The 19,909-nt window shown below is 43.9% G+C and carries 12 protein-coding genes; 6 read left to right on the top strand and 6 right to left on the bottom strand.

Features of this window, described 5'->3' with window-relative positions; genetic code table 11:
- Positions 1-361 precede the first annotated feature (361 nt).
- The gene (locus AAEZ00_RS12745) at positions 362-1,042 is read left to right on the top strand and encodes an SDR family oxidoreductase (protein ID WP_124013873.1); all 681 of its coding nucleotides are present in this window, start codon (positions 362-364) and stop codon (positions 1,040-1,042) included.
- A gap of 158 nt (positions 1,043-1,200) precedes the next feature.
- On the opposite strand, the gene AAEZ00_RS12750 is transcribed toward AAEZ00_RS12745, so the two are convergent.
- The 6 genes from AAEZ00_RS12750 to AAEZ00_RS12775 all read right to left on the bottom strand — a co-directional run bounded on the left by AAEZ00_RS12750 (position 1,201) and on the right by AAEZ00_RS12775 (position 13,245).
- Positions 1,201-4,272 carry an efflux RND transporter permease subunit gene (locus AAEZ00_RS12750; protein ID WP_124013872.1) on the bottom strand — a complete coding sequence of 1,024 codons (3,072 nt, stop codon included), beginning with the start codon at positions 4,270-4,272 and terminating at the stop codon, positions 1,201-1,203.
- Entirely contained in the window at positions 4,269-7,520 is a 3,252-nt protein-coding gene (locus AAEZ00_RS12755) for an efflux RND transporter permease subunit (RefSeq protein WP_351088706.1), read from the bottom strand. The genes AAEZ00_RS12750 and AAEZ00_RS12755 overlap by 4 nt, the downstream gene beginning before the upstream one ends.
- Positions 7,521-7,532: 12 nt before the next feature.
- Complete coding sequence (locus AAEZ00_RS12760) at positions 7,533-8,606, bottom strand: efflux RND transporter periplasmic adaptor subunit (RefSeq protein ID WP_124013870.1); 1,074 nt, start codon at positions 8,604-8,606, stop codon at positions 7,533-7,535.
- A 647-nt stretch (positions 8,607-9,253) separates the two neighbouring features.
- Complete coding sequence (locus AAEZ00_RS12765; RefSeq protein WP_351088707.1) at positions 9,254-10,063, bottom strand: slipin family protein; 810 nt, start codon at positions 10,061-10,063, stop codon at positions 9,254-9,256.
- A complete protein-coding gene (locus tag AAEZ00_RS12770) occupies positions 10,044-11,471 on the bottom strand; it encodes an NfeD family protein (RefSeq protein WP_351088708.1) in 1,428 nt (475 codons plus the stop codon). The genes AAEZ00_RS12765 and AAEZ00_RS12770 overlap by 20 nt, the downstream gene beginning before the upstream one ends.
- Positions 11,472-11,958: 487 nt before the next feature.
- A complete protein-coding gene (locus AAEZ00_RS12775; RefSeq protein WP_101030813.1) occupies positions 11,959-13,245 on the bottom strand; it encodes a citrate synthase in 1,287 nt (428 codons plus the stop codon).
- Between the two features lie 410 nt (positions 13,246-13,655).
- On the opposite strand from AAEZ00_RS12775, the gene sdhC reads away from it, so the two are divergent.
- The 5 genes from sdhC to sucA all read left to right on the top strand — a co-directional run bounded on the left by sdhC (position 13,656) and on the right by sucA (position 19,907).
- Complete coding sequence (sdhC, locus tag AAEZ00_RS12780) at positions 13,656-14,051, top strand: succinate dehydrogenase cytochrome b556 subunit (RefSeq protein ID WP_101030815.1); 396 nt, start codon at positions 13,656-13,658, stop codon at positions 14,049-14,051.
- A complete protein-coding gene (sdhD, locus tag AAEZ00_RS12785; protein WP_101030817.1) occupies positions 14,045-14,392 on the top strand; it encodes a succinate dehydrogenase, hydrophobic membrane anchor protein in 348 nt (115 codons plus the stop codon). Before sdhC ends, sdhD begins: the two co-directional genes overlap by 7 nt.
- On the top strand, positions 14,393-16,159 hold the full coding sequence (sdhA, locus tag AAEZ00_RS12790; protein ID WP_101030819.1) for a succinate dehydrogenase flavoprotein subunit: 1,767 nt from the start codon (positions 14,393-14,395) through the stop codon (positions 16,157-16,159). It begins immediately after the preceding gene.
- A gap of 15 nt (positions 16,160-16,174) precedes the next feature.
- Entirely contained in the window at positions 16,175-16,882 is a 708-nt protein-coding gene (locus AAEZ00_RS12795) for a succinate dehydrogenase iron-sulfur subunit (protein ID WP_101030821.1), read from the top strand.
- A gap of 202 nt (positions 16,883-17,084) precedes the next feature.
- Positions 17,085-19,907: a 2-oxoglutarate dehydrogenase E1 component gene (gene sucA, locus AAEZ00_RS12800; protein ID WP_124013868.1), complete on the top strand. Its 2,823-nt coding sequence runs from the start codon at positions 17,085-17,087 to the stop codon at positions 19,905-19,907.
- The last annotated feature ends 2 nt before the right edge of the window (positions 19,908-19,909 follow it).

Below are 19,909 nucleotides of genomic sequence, written 5' to 3' on the forward strand. Positions count from 1 at the left end.
AATACCTAACAGATTGTTAAATTTGGCAATAATTCACACGCCAATACATTCTTACTGAGCCAAGTGCATAGGCATGTTATTTATTGTGTTTATTTATTGTGATTAATACTGCTTAGCAAAGCAAATTGATCACTCATTGTGCCATGGCCCTAGGTTGCGTCAACGGTGTATTTCAATATCGCTTGTTATCATTTGACGAAGCGCCCCGTGAGTTGAACTGGAGATTATGTAGCATAACTAATCTCTGTTAGGGGTTAACCACAGTGACTATTTACCCTCCTGTAGTGCTTGGGGCTTGTATTTATGAACAAAATCACCACACTGAGCGTGTTAACTTATTTTGCAGTAACAGGAACGTCAGATGATAAAACAAAAAATAGTATTAATCACAGGTGCATCTAGTGGTATCGGTGAAGCCACAGCCAAAACGTTAGTCAAAAGCGGTCACAAGGTGATACTGACTGCCCGCAGACAAGAGAAATTGGATAACTTGGTGGCCATGCTAGGGGAAGATAATGCCCTAGCCATTGCCGCCGATGCGACCCAATTTGATGCATTAGAAAAGGTCGTGACAGCTGGCATCAACAAGTTTGGCAGACTGGATGTGGCCTTCGCTAACGCAGGCACCGGGGTAACCACTTCGGGTACCGAACAGGGGGATCCAGATGAGTGGTCAAAACTTATCGATATCAACATCAAAGCCTTGTTATGGACGGCCAAGTTAACCCTGGCCCACTTACGTGAAACCAAGGGGCATTTTATTTTAACCAGCTCAGTGGCTGGGCGTACGTCACATAAAGGGTCGATTTACGGTGCCAGTAAATGGTTTGCTTATGGCTTTGGCCAGAACTTGGCCGAAGAAATGGCCCAATGGGGCGGACGCTGCACTACCATTGCTCCTGGTATGGTCAACACCCCATTTTTTGATGAGCCTAAACCCGATAAATTAGACCCGGTTGATGTAGCCGAAGCGGTACTTTTTGCTATTGAAGCAGAGCAGCGCTGCAGTGTACGTGAAATATTTTTAATGCCAACACATTAATATCGCGGCTATCACGCGCCCTGATCGAAGCGAACAGGTGTTCACTATCGGCTCAGCAAAAGACACGTTAGTGGCCATATAACCAGACCACAATAAGATGTGGCTGCAGATACAGGGCTCAATACTGTGCCCTGTTGCCCAATCGATCAGCCTAGACGCTACTCATTATTAGCCCAAGGTAACAGTTTGTGAGCCAAGGTGTTGGCTACACCTAATCTGATCGCGGCTTTATGGCGCATTATATACAAGGCTTGGTAACACAATGGCACTAAATACAAGCTAGTGACCGTTGAAAAGGTGAGACCACCAATAATGGCAATGGCCATTGGAGAATAAGGAGGCCCACCACCCCCTATTTGGGTGTCTCCTAAGGCTAATGGAACCAACCCCAGTACCGTGGTCGCGACGGTCATTAATACCGGACGTAATCGGGTTATGCACACACTTATAATCGTGTTGCTGAGCTTATCTAAATCGGGTGTCATTTGGTTGATTTGGTCTACCAGAACAATACCGTTATTGACCACTATGCCCATTAAGATGAGTATGCCAATCATTGACATCACCGACATGGGTGTACCGGTTAACCAAAGCGCCCAAAATACGCCAGTAATGGAGAACATGATTGAGGTAATAATAGCCGTCGGTAACACTAGCGACTCAAATAATGCCGCCATGACGATATAGATCATCGCAATAGCCAAAATCATATTCACAGCCATGATTGACTGGTCTTCATCTTGACGTTCAAAGCCACCGCGTAATGAGTAGCCGTAGCCATTAGGAAAATTCACCAAGTCCATCACTTGGGTAATTTCTTTTTGTGCTTCTTCGGTGGTGAGATCTTCAAGATTTGCGCCAATAGATAAAGCCGTTTGGCGGTTAAAATGACGAATAGTATCAAATCGAGGCACCACGGTTGCTTTGGCTAAGCTGTCTAGGGTATAGACTCGGTCACCTTGACGAATAATCGGTAACTGCTTAAGTTTTTCTAACGAATTTTGCCAGCTTTTATCATAGGCCAATTCGATGCGCAGTTCGCCGCTAGGATCATGACGAAATGACCGTAGCTGTGAGCCTCGCAATGCAATGGCAATATTTGTAGCGATATCGCTTAAGGTTAAATCAAGACGAGCGGCCATTTCTCGGTCAATGACCACTACTACTTCTTGTTGGGCACTATTCACTTCAGAACGCACATCCACTAAGCCTTCAATGTTGTCGAGTAATGGCACCACTTGTTCACTCAAAAGAATAAGTTCTGATGTTGAGCGTCCGGTTAAGGTTACGCGAATGCCGCTATTTTCATTACCCCAGCCAAATTGTGGCGTGGCAATCGAAAACTTAGGAAATCCTCCGCGGATCATTTTCTTTAACTCGCCCATGTCAATGGGAATGTCTTTTTGCAATAAAATGGTCGATTGTGCATCTTGTGGGGCGTAGTAACTGTAAACAGTATCAATGTAAAATGCGTCTTTGTTGCTGTATAAATACGCTTCCATGCTGTTAATCATCGCCTCGGTGACCGCTAAATTATGCCGACCTTCTAACTGATAATTAATGTATAAACGGTCATTACCTTCACCATCACCTTGATCTTGTTGCACCATACTTAACGGCAATGCAGTTGAAGCTAATATCACCAAAGCGATAACCCCAGAACGTTTTGGTCGGGTTAAAATCCACCTTAGGCTTCGCTCATAAAAACGCCCTAAGCGATTATTATCATTAGCGCTCTTCACTTCAAAATGAAAGTGATTGAGCATAAGTGGGATAAGAGTTTTGGCAACCAATAATGATGCCGCGAGCGAGATACAAATGGCCACAGCAACATGTTCTAAAAAGATGGTCAGCTGTACTTTAACGCCAAAAATATTCGGTAAAAACACAATCGCTGTGGTTAATGTACCGGCTAAAACCGCCAACGAGACTTTTTCCACGCCGGTTAACACGGCTCGTTGGTTAGCTTTTCTCTGACAGGTGTCGTCAATGTGTGCGGCTTGTTTTTCTTGTAGCACGCTTTCGGTGACCACTACCGCATTGTCAATTAACATGCCGATCGCCAATAATAACCCCATCATCGACAGAATATTCAAGCTGTAGCCTAAAAAGTACATACCCGCCAATGTCATACACAATGAAATTGGCACCGATGAAATAACCACTAAGGTCATTTTAAGGTTACGTAAAAACAGATACAGCACGCCAAATGACAATACCGCGCCCATTAATCCGGACAGCAGTAAGTCTTTCAGTGACGACTTAACGCCATAGGCTTGGTCTTCCATGATAAACAGCTTGATACCATTAAATTGCTGATCTTGCTTAACTTGCTCGATGACTTTGAGGACACGATCTGACACCTCAACTAAATTGGCGCCTGACTCTTTAAAGACATCAATACCCACGGCATATTTTTGATCTAAATGTCGGCCTTCTCTTTTTTCAGGTAGGGCATAGTTCACCTTCGCAATATCTTGCAAACGGATACCCGGCACAATAACCAGATTGTTAATATCATCAATACTGGTAAATTCGCCTTTGGGCGAGACTTGGTACACTCGAGCGTTTTCTCTGAGTGTACCAGCACTGATGACGAAGTTTTCCGCCAGTAAACGGGTGCGTAAATCGACACTGTTGAGGCTTGATGCCGCTAATTTATCGGCATCAAGTCGGATTTCAATCTGCTTTTGTTCAACTCCGTAAAGGGTGACTTTGGATACACCGTCAACCCGCTCAAGTGGCTTACGAAGTTGTTTTTCAAGCAAATCAAATGCATTAGAGAGCTCGCGATCACTTGAAATACGGATTGTCAGCACCGGCATGTCGGCGGTTGAGAATTGTTGGATCATGACGCGTTCAACATCTTTTGGTAATAAATGTCTTACCGAGTCTATTTTTTCACGTGCCTCAAGGCTTTTCATGGCCACTTCTTCACCCCATTTCATATTGAGCTGAATAAAAGCGCCGTCTTGGGTTGAATCAGAGCGCACTTCTTCAATACCGCTCATGGTGGCAAGTGATTCTTCCAGTACCTTGGTGATATCGCGTTCAACTTCTGCTGGGCTGGAGCCTTTGTAAGGCACTTGCACCACGATTTGCGGAATATCAATGCCCGGAAACATTTCCAGTGGCAACATCCGACTGGCCGCCATACCAAACAGCATAATAGCTAAGAAAAACATACAGGTGGTCACAGGGCGCTTTATCGCCAGTTGAGTGATACTCATGCTAGCGTCTCCGCAGTATTAAGCTCAAGGTCATTTTGGGTATATTGTTTACGGTCAAACAACGCATATAAGGTAGGGATCACCAATAATGTGAGTAAAGTAGACATGCTTAAGCCGAAAATTACTGTAATGGCCATCGGTGCGCGAACCTCACTGCCGTCGCCAATACCTATTGCCATCGGCAATAAACCTAAGGTGGTGGTGAGCGTGGTCATCATGATAGGGCGCAAGCGAGATTGCGCAGCTTCATTAATGGCGCTCAACTTATCCTTGCCTTCTCGGCGTAATTGATTGATACGGTCGACCAATACAATCGCATTATTGACCACAATACCTGCCAACATAATTAGGCCAATGAACACCACCACACTTAAATGGGTGCCGGTAATAAATAAGCCAATAATGCTACCTGCAACGGCCATCGGCACTGCAATCAAAATTAATAGCGGGTGTAGCAAGGATTCAAACTGGCTTGCCATCACTAAGTACACTAAGAAAATGGCCAAAACGAGGGCTATTTTCAACGATTCAAAAGATTGTTCCATTTCTTCATTTTGGCCGCCGAACCTGGCTTGAATTGAGCTAGGGAATTGCTGTTTAGCCAGTATCTGCTGGGCTTGGAGCACGGCTTCGCTTAAATCACCGTAGGCCAAGTTAGATGACACGATGGCAACGCGTTGTTGACTGATACGATTAATTGCTGAAGGACCAATTTGTAAGTCAATGGTGGCGATGGCACTTAATGGAATAGGCTGCGCGCTATTTGGGTTAATGATTAACGATTCAATGTCGCTGATTTGATCGCGTTCACTTAATTCACTACGGACTAATATATCAACTTTACGATCGCGCACCGTGAACTGGCTGGCAATAGTGCCGCCTACTCGTTGAGCAATACGGTTAGCGACAGTCGGTGCATCCATGCCTAACGCGGCTAGGCGGGCATGATCAAAGCGAATGCTGATCTCTGGCTGGCCATCACGAAGAGTGGTATTGATGTCACTAAAGCGGTCTGATTCTGACAAGGCATTAACCAGTCGGTCCGCGCTTTGTTTAAGTTGAACCAAATCATAGCCCGACAACTCAATTTCAAGTGGGGTTTTAAAGCTGAATAATTCAGGATGTTCAATCTGAGCCTCTAGCTCAGGGATATTTCTTGCGGTATTGCGCAGTACCTGACTAACCGTATTAAAGGCTAAAGGATCCGCTAACACCACTTGTAATCGGCCCCAGTTTTCACCGCCTCTGGCGGTGTCCGATGTCATTAAGCCACCGCTACCCGCTTGACTATAGGCGTGTTTAACATCGTCACGGTCTTTAATCGCTAGGGCTAACTGTTGTAATACGGCATCGGTTTCACTGACTTCAGTACCAGGAGGCAGTAAAATTTCAACATAAAATTCGCCTTGATTCATCGGTGGAATTAATTCTACACCTAACTTAGGCAGCAAACTGCTTGAAGCCAAGGTCATCACTAAAGCGATCACTAGGGTTAACACTTGGTGCCGCAGGGCATGGCGAAGTACGCGGTAATAGAACGATTCCACTATACGATATAGGACGTTAAATCCAGCACAAATGGGTTTTAGCAGCAAGCCAAACACGCTACTAACGAAACGGCTTATAACAATAGTTGCGGTTAACAAACCAGCGGGTAAATAGCTAAACAGTAACTTAAAAGGAAACAGCAACACTGCCAATAAGTAATAGGCTATTAATCCTTTACGGGTGGTCGGTTTAGGCATCGCGGTCACTTCAACCGGTTGTGGCAAGCTGGTAAAACCTTGACGTGAAGCCAACATAGGAATGGCGGTTAAGGCAACAAATAATGAGGCGAGTAGGGCAAAGGTGACGGTGAGCGCTTGATCGGCAAATAAGGCGCCTGCTATCCCGTCGACAAACACTAATGGCACAAATACCGCAAGTGTTGTCAGGGTTGAAGCAAAAATGGCGCCAGAGACTTCTTTACAGCCGGTGACGGCAGCCTCAGTTTTACTCATGCCTTGAGATTTATAACGGTCAATGTTCTCTAATACCACGATGGCATTGTCCACCAATAAACCAATGGCTAACGCAATACCGCCTAGGGACATGATGTTTAAGCTGATATCGGCAAAATACATCATATTAAAAGTGGCGATAACCGAAAAGGGGATCGAAATAGAAATTATGAGGGTGGCAATAATATCACGTAAAAACAGGTAAATAACCAGCATGGCCAGCAAGCTGCCAAATAATGCGGCTGAGGTAACTTCATTTACTGCACTTTCAATAAATTCAGATTGGTCATAAATAATTTCTAATTGATTACTTTCATCCGTTTGGTTCATTTTGTCGAGTTCGGTTCGAAGCTTGTTCGCCACTGCAACGGTATTGGCATCACCTTCTTTATAAATAGCGAGTTCAATCGATTCAACTTCGCCAATACGGGTAATATCACTGCGTTCTTTATAGGCATCGCTGATCACCGCAATATCAGACAATCTAACTAAGGTTTGGCCATTTCGATAGACAATGACTTGACCTAATTCCTCTAATGAATTGAATTGATTTAAGGTTCTGACCAAATATTCTTTATCGCCCTGGATCACTTTACCCGCAGAAAGGTTAATGTTTTCTTCGTTAATTCGGCGTTTAATGTGGTCAGCATTAAGATTGAGCTGGCTTAATCTTTGTTGATTTAATTCAATGTGAACTTCTTGCTCTAACCCTCCAGAGAGCCTCACTGCGGCAACACCAGACAAGGCTTCTAAGCGGCGTTTTAACTCTTCATCTGCAAAGGTACGCATTTGCTTTAACTGCTCCGCATCTGCATTGGGCACTGAAAATGCTAAGCGCATGATGGGATCAAGATTGGGGTTAAAACGCAATAGTAATGGTTTGTTTATGTCTAATGGCAGCTCAATGGTGTCGATTTTTTCGCGTACTTCAAGGCTTGCCATGTCCATATTGGTGCCCCACTCAAACTCGAGCACCACATCAGACATGCCTGAACGAGAAATTGAGCTAATTTTGCGTAAGCCTTTAACCACACCAACGGCTTCTTCAAGCGGTTTTGACACCAGCTGTTCAATTTCAACGGGGGCGGCACCGTCATAGGCAGTGCGTATGGTCACGCTGGGATAGCTTAAATCGGGTAATAGTTTTACCGCGAGGCGAGAAAACCCCACCATACCAAACAGCATCACAGCTAACATGAACATCCACACCGTGACGGGACGGTTAACAGAAGTATTGATTATCGACATTATCCAGCTCCGTTATCGAATAGCAGCGAAGCTAAGTGGGGTAATAATCTCTACCAATGATTGATCTTTAAGATTTTGCTGGCCGCGGATGACTATTTGTTCGCCAGCTTCAACACCAAATAAAATTTCAACAGTGTTATTTTCACGAAAGCCCAAACTGACTTCGCGTCGCTGTGCTTTAGTGTCTTTTATCACATATAACGCTTGAGTATTGTCTTGGTTGATTAATGCGTTATAAGGTACTGTAAGCACATCTAGGTGAGTGTCGTATTTCAGTTCAACACGAGTAAACATACCTGCTTTTAATTTTGCATCTTGATTTGGCACGGCTAATGTCACTTTAAAGGTGCCGCTTTGAGCATCTACAATGGGACTAATACGCAGTACTTTTGCGTCGATAATATCGGATTTAGTACCCTGATGTTGTTGAATAATACTGGCTTGTTGACCCACTCGTAAACTGGCAAGTTGTTGTTCTGGTAAGTGCAATATGCCGTGAAGTTGGTCTTGATTGACAACATAAAATAGCTCTTGGAACTCTTTGGCCATATTGCCCGTTTTAACATAACGCTCGGCAATAACGCCATTAATGGGCGAGGTGATTTGGCTTTCTTTGACTTGCAACTCGGCTAAGTCGCGCTGTGCTTTCGCCGCTTGTAGATTGAACTCGAGCTTGGCCATTTGATCTTGGCTAATAAACTCTTTGTTGTTCATTTTGTTTAAACGATTTAATTCTTGCTGAATAATTTGCACTTCGGCTTCAGAGCGATTGAAATCATAACGTTGACGCTTGGCATCAATGACCGCAAGTATTTGTCCTTTGGTAACCCGATCGCCTTCTTCAACGTTAATCTTTTCGATGATCCCAGCAATGCGGCTCATCACATGGGACTCTTCAGGTGCTTCAAGTGTAGCGGTGGTGCTGTAGAAAGAGGATACATTGCCTGTGGTGACTAAAGCGGTTTCAACCGGAATCGCAAATTTTTCATCTTCTTTTGCTTGTTCTGCTTCGCCGCTGCAACCACTCAATACTGCAATACAAAGTAAAGGAATTGCCATTTTCTTCATGCTGATGAACCTATCCATGGGGTACCTGCTAGTGTTAAAATTTGTGAATAAAGCTAAATTATAAAAATTAACTTAAGACGTAATTGTTAGAGTCTTACCTGTGTTTGTGTTTACGTCACGTTAACTTTTGTAACTAATGTTAATTTCTGGTTATAAAGCATGAAGTGTGCCATTATTTAAAGTTGTTATATAACAGAACCTTACTTAACCACTGAGTCAGAGGTGGACTTTTTAACCATCATTTGTAGTCAAAATCTGTATAAAGTAGTGTGATTGGCTAAATTGAACATCAGAGGCTAATACAGAGAGTCCTTATGGGTTGTGTTCAACTTTTTGTGACACTTCTTTAAAATAAACAATAAGAAATGACTTATGACGACGTCTACATTTGATATCAATGCAGCCATTCAAGTATTACAGAGGGATTGCTGAGTTTTTAGTAATATCGATAGGGATATGCACTTGTATTGGTGGTGAGCCCTTTGTTTAGCCCTTTGTTTAGCCCTTTGTTTAGCCATTTGTTTAGTGCTAGCTAGGTAAGACAGACTATTCTGCCTTACCGTCCCCGAACACACCTTTTAATCGTTTCACAAGCAGGGTGCGCTGGTATTGGTGTCGAGTTGTTTATTTAGGCCATTGTTTAGTCCTAGCTAGGTAGAGAAAAGTTATTCTTTCTGCTTTGGCTGCTTTGGCTTGATGGCTTTTTCTGTTTTACCGTCACCCATCACCCCTTTTAATAGTTCCATAGGCAAAGGAAATAGTATGGTCGAATTCTTTTCTCCGGCAATGTCTGTCAGAGTTTGTAGGTAACGCAGTAAGATCGCATTAGGTTCAATCGCTAAAGTCTTAGCGGCTTCGACCAATTTGGCAGACGCCTCCATCTCGCCAGACGCATGAATGACCTTGGCACGTCTGGTGCGCTCAGCTTCGGCCTGGCGCGCTATGGCTCGCACCATAGTTTCATTGAGATCTACGTGCTTTATTTCAACATTGGAGACTTTTATACCCCAGCCATCGGTGCGAGTATCTAAAATACTCTGAATGTCGGTGTTGAGCATGTCTCGGTTGGCGAGCATTTCATCGAGTTCATGTTGTCCAAGGACTGAACGCAGCGTCGTCTGAGCCAGTTGTGAGGTGGCTTGCAGGAAATCTTCCACATTAATAATGGCTTTTTGGGCATCAATAACCCGGAAATAGATCACCGCATTGACCTTAACCGAGACGTTGTCGCGACTGATCACATCCTGAGTGGGAACATCCATCACCACGGTGCGTAAATCGACCCGTACCATCTGTTGGATAAAGGGTATTACTATGATAAGTCCTGGGCCTTTGACCTTATAAAAGCGTCCTAGCATGAAAATCACGCCACGCTGATATTCTAGCAAAATTTTGAAAGTACTAAATAACACTACCAAGATGAGAAACATCAAGGCAACAAAAAAAAGGTTGCTATTATAGGCTAGATTTTCCATCTGTGTTTTCCTCTGTTTTAGGTTCAATGCTAGGCTCTGTGTCGCTTAGGGCTTTGATTATTAAGGTGAGATCATCTCTTGCTATTACCTGTACTTTCTGTGAGTCCTTTGTGGGGGTATCGCAGATTGCCGCCCAAGTTTCCCCTTCTAGTAGGACAAACCCTGTACGCTCGAAACCCGCAATAACGTGAGCTTGTGCTCCTAACATGGCGTCATCGCCGCTTACCGGTTTTTGATGTCGACTCTTCCACAGGGTCGACAGCACCCAGAGGCTAAATAGCGTAATAGTGACAGTGACCGCAGCGATAAGAGGTAAGGAAATAGTGAATTCACTCTCCGTATCCAGTAAGAATATGGAGCCAAGAGCGAACGCCAAAGCGCCGCCTAGGCCGAAGACCCCAAAGCTTGGCACCATGGACTCAGCAATTAATAATACTATCCCCAAAATCATCAGCCCCAGTCCTGCATAGTTGATAGGCAGGAGCTGAAATGCGTACAGAGCAACCAGTAAGGCAATCCCACCCGCCACTCCCGCGATGCCTATGCCTGGGTTAAAAAATTCCAGTATCAGGCCATAAATACCTATTAACATCAAAATATAGGCAATGTTAGGGTTAGTAATAGTGGCAATAAACTTGTTACGCCAATCTCTTTGATGTTCAACCAGAGTGGCTTGGTCTAGGTTCAGTGTTAAGGTCTGCCCTTCTTGCTTTAAAGGCCAGCCATTGAGTTTTGCCAGCAGACTTGGCGCATCTTTGGCTATAAGGTCTATCACCTGACTGTCTAGTGCCTCTTCTGAGGTTAGGGTGGCAGCGTCCTTGACCGCGAGTTCAGCCCAGGCTTGATTTCGCCCCCTTAACTGAGCTAATGAGCGTATATAGGCGATGGCATCGTTTAGTATTTTTCGCTCCATCGCGCTGCCATCATTTGGCTGAACTTCTGAGTTATCATCTGGTTTAGCTGGGGCCTGAGGCATGCCCATTTGCACTGGGGTTGCTGCCCCTAAGGTGGTAGCCGGCGCCATAGCCGCAATATGGCAGGCATAGAGTAAATAGGTGCCTGCACTCATGGCTCTGGCACCCGTTGGCGCAACGAGGCAAGCGATGGGAATGGTTGAAGCCAATATTGCCTGATTGATATCCCTAAGACTTGAAACCAAACCGCCAGGGGTGTCCAAAATTATCATTATCAGGGGAGGGCGCTGACGTTCAGGCCGTTGATTAGCAGCAGTGATTTCTTTGACTAAATATTCACTCACAGCAGGACCCATAGCGCCTTCAAACCTTAGAATCGGCACGTTTTGATTGCTGGCATCGGGAGATGAGGCCGTCTCATTTTGACCATAACAGAAGGTTGAAATAGTAAACAAACCGCAACAAATGATTAAGCGCACGTAGAGTGAGATCATTCTAGCTCCTTAATTTGAGTATTGGTTATATTTTAGCCTAATTATATGATCTGGAAAGGAAGGACCAATATGTTCTTTGAAATAGTGCCATTACACTCGCTCTGACAACAAACTTATTCTGCAATTAAATTATTTTTTAACGGTATTAACTTATTGTTATTATTACTTTTATTTGTATTTTTAGTGATACTTTGAGTTTATATCATGGGCCAAAGTGGGTTTGGTTTTTATTATAGAGGGCTTTAAACTAGTGCTACAGATATTAACGCCAAATAAAACTGGGTCAGCATAGCGCTGCAGTCGATTAGCTTGGAACTCATATTGGGTTAAGCTGAGTAAAAAAGTGCAAGACAGGCTACTTGCAGAGTATATGACTCAAGAAGGCATAAACATAGGTACCGGCGGTTAGCGACCAGTGGGTACTGAAAAAAAACCAATAAAAAAGGCGCCGAGGCGCCTTTTTGATCTGACAACTAAAGTCAGCTAATTAACGCTTATCAACACTCACAAATTCACGCGCAGACTCACCAGTGTATAACTGACGTGGACGGCTGATTTTGTGTCCTGGTTGATCTAACATTTCTTTCCAATGTGAAATCCAACCAACAGTACGTGACAATGCGAACAGCACTGTAAACATACTATTAGGAATACCAATGGCTTTCATGATGATACCAGAGTAGAAATCGACGTTCGGGTATAGCTTCTTAGAGATGAAGTATTCATCTTCAAGGGCAATACGCTCAAGTTCCATGGCTACGTCTAATAATGGGTCAACCACTTTCAGTTCTTTAAGGACGTCATGACAGGTATCTCGCATCACTTTAGCACGTGGGTCAAAGTTCTTATAAACACGATGACCAAAGCCCATTAGACGGAATGGATCGTTCTTGTCTTTTGCTCTCTCGATAAATTCAGGAATGCGGTCAACAGAACCGATTTCTTCTAACATGTCTAAACAAGCTTCGTTAGCACCACCATGAGCGGGGCCCCACAACGAAGCAATACCCGCCGCAATACATGCAAATGGGTTAGCACCTGAAGAACCGGCTAAACGAACGGTCGATGTAGATGCATTTTGCTCATGATCAGCATGCAGTACAAAAATACGGTCCATTGCTTGTTCAACCACAGGGTTGACTTTGTATGCTTCACAAGGCGTAGCAAACATCATCGACAGGAAGTTACCTGCATAACTTAAATCGTTTCGTGGATAAACAAAAGGTTGCCCCATTGAGTACTTGTAGCACATTGCTGCAATTGTCGGCATTTTCGACACTAAGCGATAAGCAGCAATTTCACGATGCTTTGGATTGTTCACATCAAGAGAATCTTGATAAAAAGCAGATAATGCACCTGTTACACCACAAAGCATTGCCATTGGGTGCGCGTCACGGCGGAAGCCTCTGAAAAAGAATGCAATTTGCTCATGCACCATGGTGTGATTTTTCACAGTGGAGACAAATTGTTCATAATCAGCTTTGGACGGTAATTCACCATATAAAAGCAAGTAGCATAAATCTAAGTAGTTCGATTCTGTAGCAAGTTGCTCAATTGGATACCCACGGTGTAACAAGATACCTTGCTCACCATCGATATACGTAATTGCAGACTCACAAGACGCAGTCGCTAAAAAGCCTGGATCGAAGGTGAAATACCCCTTTGTCCCAAGTGTACTGATGTCGATAACGTCAAAACCTTCAGTACCTTTCTTGATAGGTAGGTCGATTGAATCGTTTCCTGGTAACTCTAATTTGGCTATATTATCAGCCATACCCCGTTCTCCTTACTTCATTTTTCTATATGAGTGCGGCATGTTAAGCGGTCATTACTCTACAGCGGATCGGGATCACAGATCAATTTAAATAAGCGTTTAAATTTGTTAGACCATAGTATATATGCGCTGAAAACCGCTCTGTGCTTGGATTAGATTAAAAAAACATTAAAAAAACTTATTTTGCATAATGTGATGTTTGTATTTGACAATCCCCACGAGTATACTTGCCTGCGTCCCTAAGGGCGACGGGCATCACAGTTTAGGAATGATTAATTTACTAACTTAATAGTGGTTTCTCAATTGATTAGATGTTTGAGAGTAGTCTGTTTTTTGTTTAAAAAATGTTCCATCTTTTGCGAACATTAATGGTTAAGCAAAAAATAGAGACATAACAAAAATAATGCTCAATGGAGCGGAGTGAGCAGAACGTGAAAAAGCAAAGACCTGTCCATCTAGACCTGCAGACGATTCGCTTTCCTGCAACTGCGATCGCGTCAATCCTACACCGTATTTCCGGTGTCATCATGCTATTTGCTATTGGTATCCTTCTTTGGTTGTTAAATTCGACTTTAACATCAGCAGATGGTTTCGCTAGCGTACAATCCTTGTTCGATAGTTTCGTGATGAAGTTCATCATTTGGGGCATTCTAACCGCGTTGAGTTATCACTTATTAGGTGGCATTCGTCACTTGGTCATGGATACCGGCCGCTGGGAAGAATTAACTTCGGGTGTCGCATCAGCTAAGGCTACTTTTGGGTTAGCCGTAGTCTTTTCTATCATAGCGGGGATTTGGGTATGGTAACAAATGCAGCAAGTTTTGGACGCAGTGGTGTTCATGACTATATTCTATTACGCGCAAGTGCAGTGATCCTCGCTTGTTATACTATTTTTTTAGTTGGTTTTATCGCGTGTAGTGCCCCGTTAACTTTCGAAATTTGGAGTGGTTTATTTAGTTCACTTCCTATGAAAGTCTTTACCCTTATAACGCTGATTGCTTTACTTATCCATGCATGGATTGGTGTATGGCAAGTGTTGACGGATTACGTCAAACAGACTGCGTTACGTGGTGTATTACAGTTTACCTTTGTTATGATCGCATTGAGTTATTTAGCGTCAGGCATTGTAATAGTGTGGGGTGTTTAAGTGAGTATTCCAGTTCGCGAATTTGATGTGATCGTAATCGGCGCCGGTGGCGCAGGTATGCGAGCAGCATTACAGATTTCTAAAGAAGGTAAGAGCTGTGCGCTGTTATCTAAAGTATTCCCAACTCGTTCACATACCGTTTCTGCTCAAGGTGGAATCACAGTAGCATTAGGTAATGCTCATGAGGACCATTGGGAACAGCACATGTACGATACGGTTAAGGGTTCTGATTTTATCGGCGACCAAGAAGCCATTGAGTTTATGTGTCAAACGGGTCCTGAAGCGATTATCGAACTTGAGCAAATGGGTTTACCCTTCTCTCGTTTCGAAGACGGCACAATCTATCAGCGTCCTTTTGGTGGCCAATCAAGAAACTTTGGTGGCGAGCAAGCCGCTCGGACTGCAGCAGCCGCTGACCGAACGGGTCATGCACTGCTTCATTGTTTATACCAACAAAATGTTAAGCATAAAACTGACGTTTATTCTGAGTGGTATGCCTTAGATTTGGTTAAAAATAATGATGGTGTTGTGGTCGGTTGTACCGCGATTGAAATTGAAACCGGCAACATTGTTTATTTCAAAGCTAAAGCAACAATTTTAGCAACCGGTGGTGCAGGGCGTATTTATGCCTCAACCACTAATGCTCATATTAATACTGGTGACGGTGTGGGTATGGCTGCGCGTGCTGGCGTTCAATTACAAGACATGGAAATGTGGCAGTTCCACCCAACGGGTATCGCTGGCGCGGGTGTTTTGGTGACTGAAGGTTGTCGCGGTGAAGGCGGATACTTATTAAATAAAGATGGCGAACGTTTCATGGAACGTTATGCGCCAAACGCGAAAGATTTAGCCTCACGCGACGTGGTTGCACGTTCAATGATGACTGAAATTCGTGAAGGTCGTGGTTTAGACGGTCCTTTAGGCCCGCATTTGTTACTTAAGCTTGATCATTTAGGCAAAGAAACCCTTGAAGCGCGTCTTCCTGGAGTGTGTGAATTATCACGTACCTTTGCTCATATCGATCCTGCTGATGGTCCTATTCCTGTGTTACCAACGTGTCATTACATGATGGGCGGTTTACCGACTAAAGTGAGTGGTCAAGTTATTCGTCAGAATGACGATGGCACAGAGCAAGATGTATTAGGTTTATTTGCCGTAGGTGAGATTGCCTGTGTATCTGTTCACGGTGCAAACCGCTTAGGGGGTAACTCACTGCTTGATTTAGTGGTCTTCGGTCGTGCGGCAGGACAACATTTAGGCAAAGCATTAGACGACACTCCTGATCCAAAAGCGGCGACAGACGTAGAAATTGATGCATCACTTGCTCGTCTTAATCGTTGGGAAAGCAACAAAGACGGTGAAGACCCTGCGGTTATACGTAAAGATCTTCAATTGTGTATGCAGTTAAATTTCTCTGTTTTCCGCAGTGGTGAAGCCATGGCTGAAGGTTTAGAACAGCTGCAAGCAATTCAAAAGCGTCTTGAAAATGCCAAGTTATCTGACAATTCAACAGAATTTAATACTCAACGTATTGAGTGCTTAGAATTAGATAACTTAATGGCAACAGCGCTGTCAACTGCTTATGCGGCTAACTTCCGTACTGAAAGTCGTGGTGCGCATTCTCGTGAAGATTATTTAGATCGTGATGATGACAACTGGTTATGTCATAGCTTGTATGACCCAATGACTCAAGCTATGAGTAAACGTGATGTCAACATGACACCTCAATTACGTGAAGCGTTTCCACCGGTAAAACGTACCTATTAGGCAGGAGTTGCAAAGATGAAATTAACATTTGCATTGTATCGTTATAATCCTGATGTAGATAACAAGCCTTACATGAAGGATTACACCTTAGACGTGCCTGAGGGCACTGATATGATGGTGTTAGATGCGTTAATTAAACTGAAAGAACAAGACTCAACGCTTGCGTTCCGTCGTTCATGCCGTGAAGGTGTGTGTGGTTCTGACGGTGTTAACATGAATGGTAAAAATGGATTAGCGTGTATCACGCCATTATCGACCTTTAAAGGGAAGAAAATTGAAATCCGTCCTTTACCAGGCATGCCAGTAGTGCGAGATTTGGTCGTTGACCTGACTCAGTTCTACAAGCAATACGAAAAAATTAAGCCTTATCTGATCAATGATGAAAAGGCGCCGGCTCGTGAACATTTACAATCACCTGAAGAGCGTGCTCATTTAGATGGTTTATATGAATGTATTTTGTGTGCATGTTGTTCAACCTCGTGTCCATCTTTCTGGTGGAACCCGGATAAATTTATCGGCCCAGCCGGTTTATTGCATGCCTATCGTTTCTTGATTGACAGCCGCGACACTGCCACTGAGGAGCGTTTATCTGAACTAGATGATGCTTACAGTGTGTTCCGTTGCCATGGCATTATGAACTGTGTTGATGTTTGTCCTAAAGGATTAAACCCAACTAAAGCGATTGGTCATATCAAGTCAATGTTACTTAAGCGAGCTGTTTAATGCATGAAGAAGAGCAAAATAGTCTGACTTATTAGCTCTGTTAAGAGCCATCTTCAAAATTGAGGATGGCTCTTTTGTGTATTTATGCAATACCTCCTGTCATTATCTTGCTAAGATAATTTCAGTCTACGTGTGATGTAACTTACGTTACTCACTGTTATGTTTATGGCTAGTACGTGTATCAAGTTTGAAAGGAATAACAATGCACCAAGGCATCATGAAAGCCTGGCTCGAGTCGTCATATTTAAGTGGTTCGAACTCGACCTACGTAGAAGAGATGTATGAAACCTATCAAGAAGATCCGCAATCAGTGTCTGCTGATTGGCAGCTTGTTTTTGATAATCTCCCTCCGGTTAACGGTGCCTCAATAGAAGTACCCGAAACAGCCCATTCTAAAGTTCGTGACTATTTTCGGAGTTTAGCTCTACAAGGTCGTCTAAAAAACGCTACCAGCGTCAGCGATCCTGAGTTAGATGCGAAGCAAGTTAAAGTGCTGCAACTGATCAATGCCCATCGTTTCCGTGGCCATCAAAATGCCAATTTAGATCCATTAGGATTGTGGAAACGCGAGCAAGTACAAGAGTTAGATCCTGCTTACCACGGCTTAACCGTTGAAGACATGCAGCGTCAGTTTAATACGGGGTCATTCGCCTTGGGCGGTGAGACCATGAAGCTTGCTGATATTATTCATGCATTAAAGAGCACTTATTGTGGCTCGATTGGTGCTGAATACATGCATATCACTGATACCGATGAAAAGCGTTGGATCCAGCAACGTCTTGAACCCACATTAGGCAAAGCCCAGTACGATAACGATATTAAAAAACGTATTCTTGAAGGGTTAAATGCGGCAGAAGGTATCGAAAAATACCTTGGGGCTAAATTCCCTGGCGCTAAGCGTTTCTCTTTAGAAGGCGGTGATGCACTGGTTCCGATGATGCGTGAAATCATTTACCGTGCGGGTGAAGCGGGTACCAAAGAAATCGTTGTCGGTATGGCTCACCGTGGTCGCCTAAACGTGCTCGTTAATGTGTTAGGTAAGCGTCCTGCTGAACTGTTTGACGAGTTTGCAGGTAAGCATGGCGACACTCACGGTTCCGGTGACGTAAAATATCACCAAGGTTTTTCATCAGATTTTGAAACACCCGGCGGCAATGTCCATTTAGCCTTAGCTTTTAACCCATCTCATTTAGAAATTGTTAACCCAGTGGTGATTGGTTCTGTGCGCGCGCGCCAAGATCGCCGTGGCTGTAAAGACGGTTTACAGGTGATGCCCATCACCATTCATGGTGATGCTGCTATTACCGGGCAAGGGATTGTTCAAGAGACATTTAATATGTCTCAAACACGTGGTTTCAGAGTCGGTGGCTGCATTCGTATTGTCATCAATAACCAAGTTGGTTTTACGACATCTAACCACGCTGATACACGTTCAACCGAATACTGTACTGACATCGCTAAGATGGTTCAGGCGCCCATTTTTCACGTCAACTCTGATGATCCTGAAGCCGTTGCGTTTATCTCTCAACTTGCAGTGGATTATCGTAATGAGTTTAAACGTGATGTGGTTATTGATTTAGTGTGTTATCGCCGTCATGGCCATAACGAAGCGGATGAGCCTAGTGCTACACAGCCGCTCATGTACGCTAAAATCAAAAAGCACCCAACGCCACGTAAAATCTATGCAGATAAGTTAATCGCTGAAAACAGTATTCCAGCCGATGAAGTGACGGGGTTAATTAATCATTACCGTGATGCATTAGATGCCGGTGATTGTGTAGTGAAAGAATGGCGTCCAATGACGTTGAACACAGTTGACTGGACGCCTTATCTTAATCGTGAATGGGATGAAGATTACGCGGCTGCTATGTCGATGGAACGTCTACAAAACTTAGCTAATAAGTTAGTCGATATTCCTGAAAACCATACCCTTCAATCTCGTGTTGCCAAAATTTACGCCGATCGTACCGCGATGGCCAAAGGTGATAAATTACTCGATTGGGGGTTTGCTGAAACCTTAGCGTATGCCTCGATTCTTGAAGATAACAAGCGTGTGCGCATTACCGGTCAAGACACTGGTCGCGGCACATTCTTCCATCGTCATGCTATTTTACATAGCCAGAAAGACGGCACCACCTATTTACCTTTGCGTAATGTGGCTGATGAACAAGCGCCAATCGACATTATTGACTCGGTATTATCTGAAGCATCAGTGGTGGCATTTGAATACGGCTACGCGACTACTGAACCGGGTGGATTAAACATCTGGGAAGCGCAGTTTGGCGATTTCGTCAACTGTGCCCAAGTGGTGATCGATCAATTCTTATCATCTGGAGAGCAAAAGTGGGGCCGTTTATGCGGTCTGACGTTGCTGTTACCTCATGGATATGAAGGTCAAGGTCCAGAGCACTCGAGTGCCCGTTTAGAGCGTTTCTTGCAATTATGTGCTAACCACAACATGCAAGTGTGTGTGCCATCAACACCGGCGCAGGTTTATCACATGTTGCGTCGTCAGGTTGTGCGCCCAATGCGTCGTCCGTTAGTGGTTATGTCGCCTAAATCTTTACTGCGTCATCCATTAGCTGTCTCTAGCTTAGAAGAGCTTGCACAAGGCACTTTCCAAAATATTATTGGTGAGATTGATACCTTAGACGCCAGCCAAGTGGACCGCGTTGTATTTTGCAGCGGCAAAGTCTATTTCGAGTTACTTGAAAAACGTCGCAAAGAGAATGTGAACAATGTTGCCCTCATTCGTGTTGAGCAGTTGTATCCGTTTCCTGATGTGGAATTACGTGCGGCATTAGCTACATACCAACATGTTACTGATTTTGTTTGGTGTCAGGAAGAGCCACAAAACCAAGGTGCATGGTACTGTAGTCAGCATCATTTCTGGGCTAATATTCCTGCAGGCGCTCAATTAACTTATGCCGGTCGTGAAGCTTCTGCTGCGCCAGCATGTGGTTATCCAGGGTTGCACATACATCAGCAAGAATCATTAGTAAATAGCGCATTAAAACTGTCGTAATA

The organism is Shewanella sp. S1-49-MNA-CIBAN-0167 (assembly GCF_040310145.1).
Taxonomy (GTDB): domain Bacteria; phylum Pseudomonadota; class Gammaproteobacteria; order Enterobacterales; family Shewanellaceae; genus Shewanella; species Shewanella psychromarinicola.

Excerpts from the sequence above, each read along its gene's own strand:
- AAEZ00_RS12770 (WP_351088708.1), bottom strand. The coding sequence starts at position 11,471 with ATGATCTCACTCTACGTGCGCTTAATCATTTGTTGCGGTTTGTTTACT.
- AAEZ00_RS12745 (WP_124013873.1), top strand. The coding sequence starts at position 362 with ATGATAAAACAAAAAATAGTATTAATCACAGGTGCATCTAGTGGTATC.
- AAEZ00_RS12795 (WP_101030821.1), top strand. The coding sequence starts at position 16,175 with ATGAAATTAACATTTGCATTGTATCGTTATAATCCTGATGTAGATAAC.
- AAEZ00_RS12760 (WP_124013870.1), bottom strand. The coding sequence starts at position 8,606 with ATGGATAGGTTCATCAGCATGAAGAAAATGGCAATTCCTTTACTTTGT.
- sdhC (WP_101030815.1), top strand. The coding sequence starts at position 13,656 with ATGGAGCGGAGTGAGCAGAACGTGAAAAAGCAAAGACCTGTCCATCTA.
- AAEZ00_RS12775 (WP_101030813.1), bottom strand. The coding sequence starts at position 13,245 with ATGGCTGATAATATAGCCAAATTAGAGTTACCAGGAAACGATTCAATC.
- AAEZ00_RS12755 (WP_351088706.1), bottom strand. The coding sequence starts at position 7,520 with ATGTCGATAATCAATACTTCTGTTAACCGTCCCGTCACGGTGTGGATG.
- sdhD (WP_101030817.1), top strand. The coding sequence starts at position 14,045 with ATGGTAACAAATGCAGCAAGTTTTGGACGCAGTGGTGTTCATGACTAT.
- AAEZ00_RS12765 (WP_351088707.1), bottom strand. The coding sequence starts at position 10,063 with ATGGAAAATCTAGCCTATAATAGCAACCTTTTTTTTGTTGCCTTGATG.
- sucA (WP_124013868.1), top strand. The coding sequence starts at position 17,085 with ATGCACCAAGGCATCATGAAAGCCTGGCTCGAGTCGTCATATTTAAGT.
- AAEZ00_RS12750 (WP_124013872.1), bottom strand. The coding sequence starts at position 4,272 with ATGAGTATCACTCAACTGGCGATAAAGCGCCCTGTGACCACCTGTATG.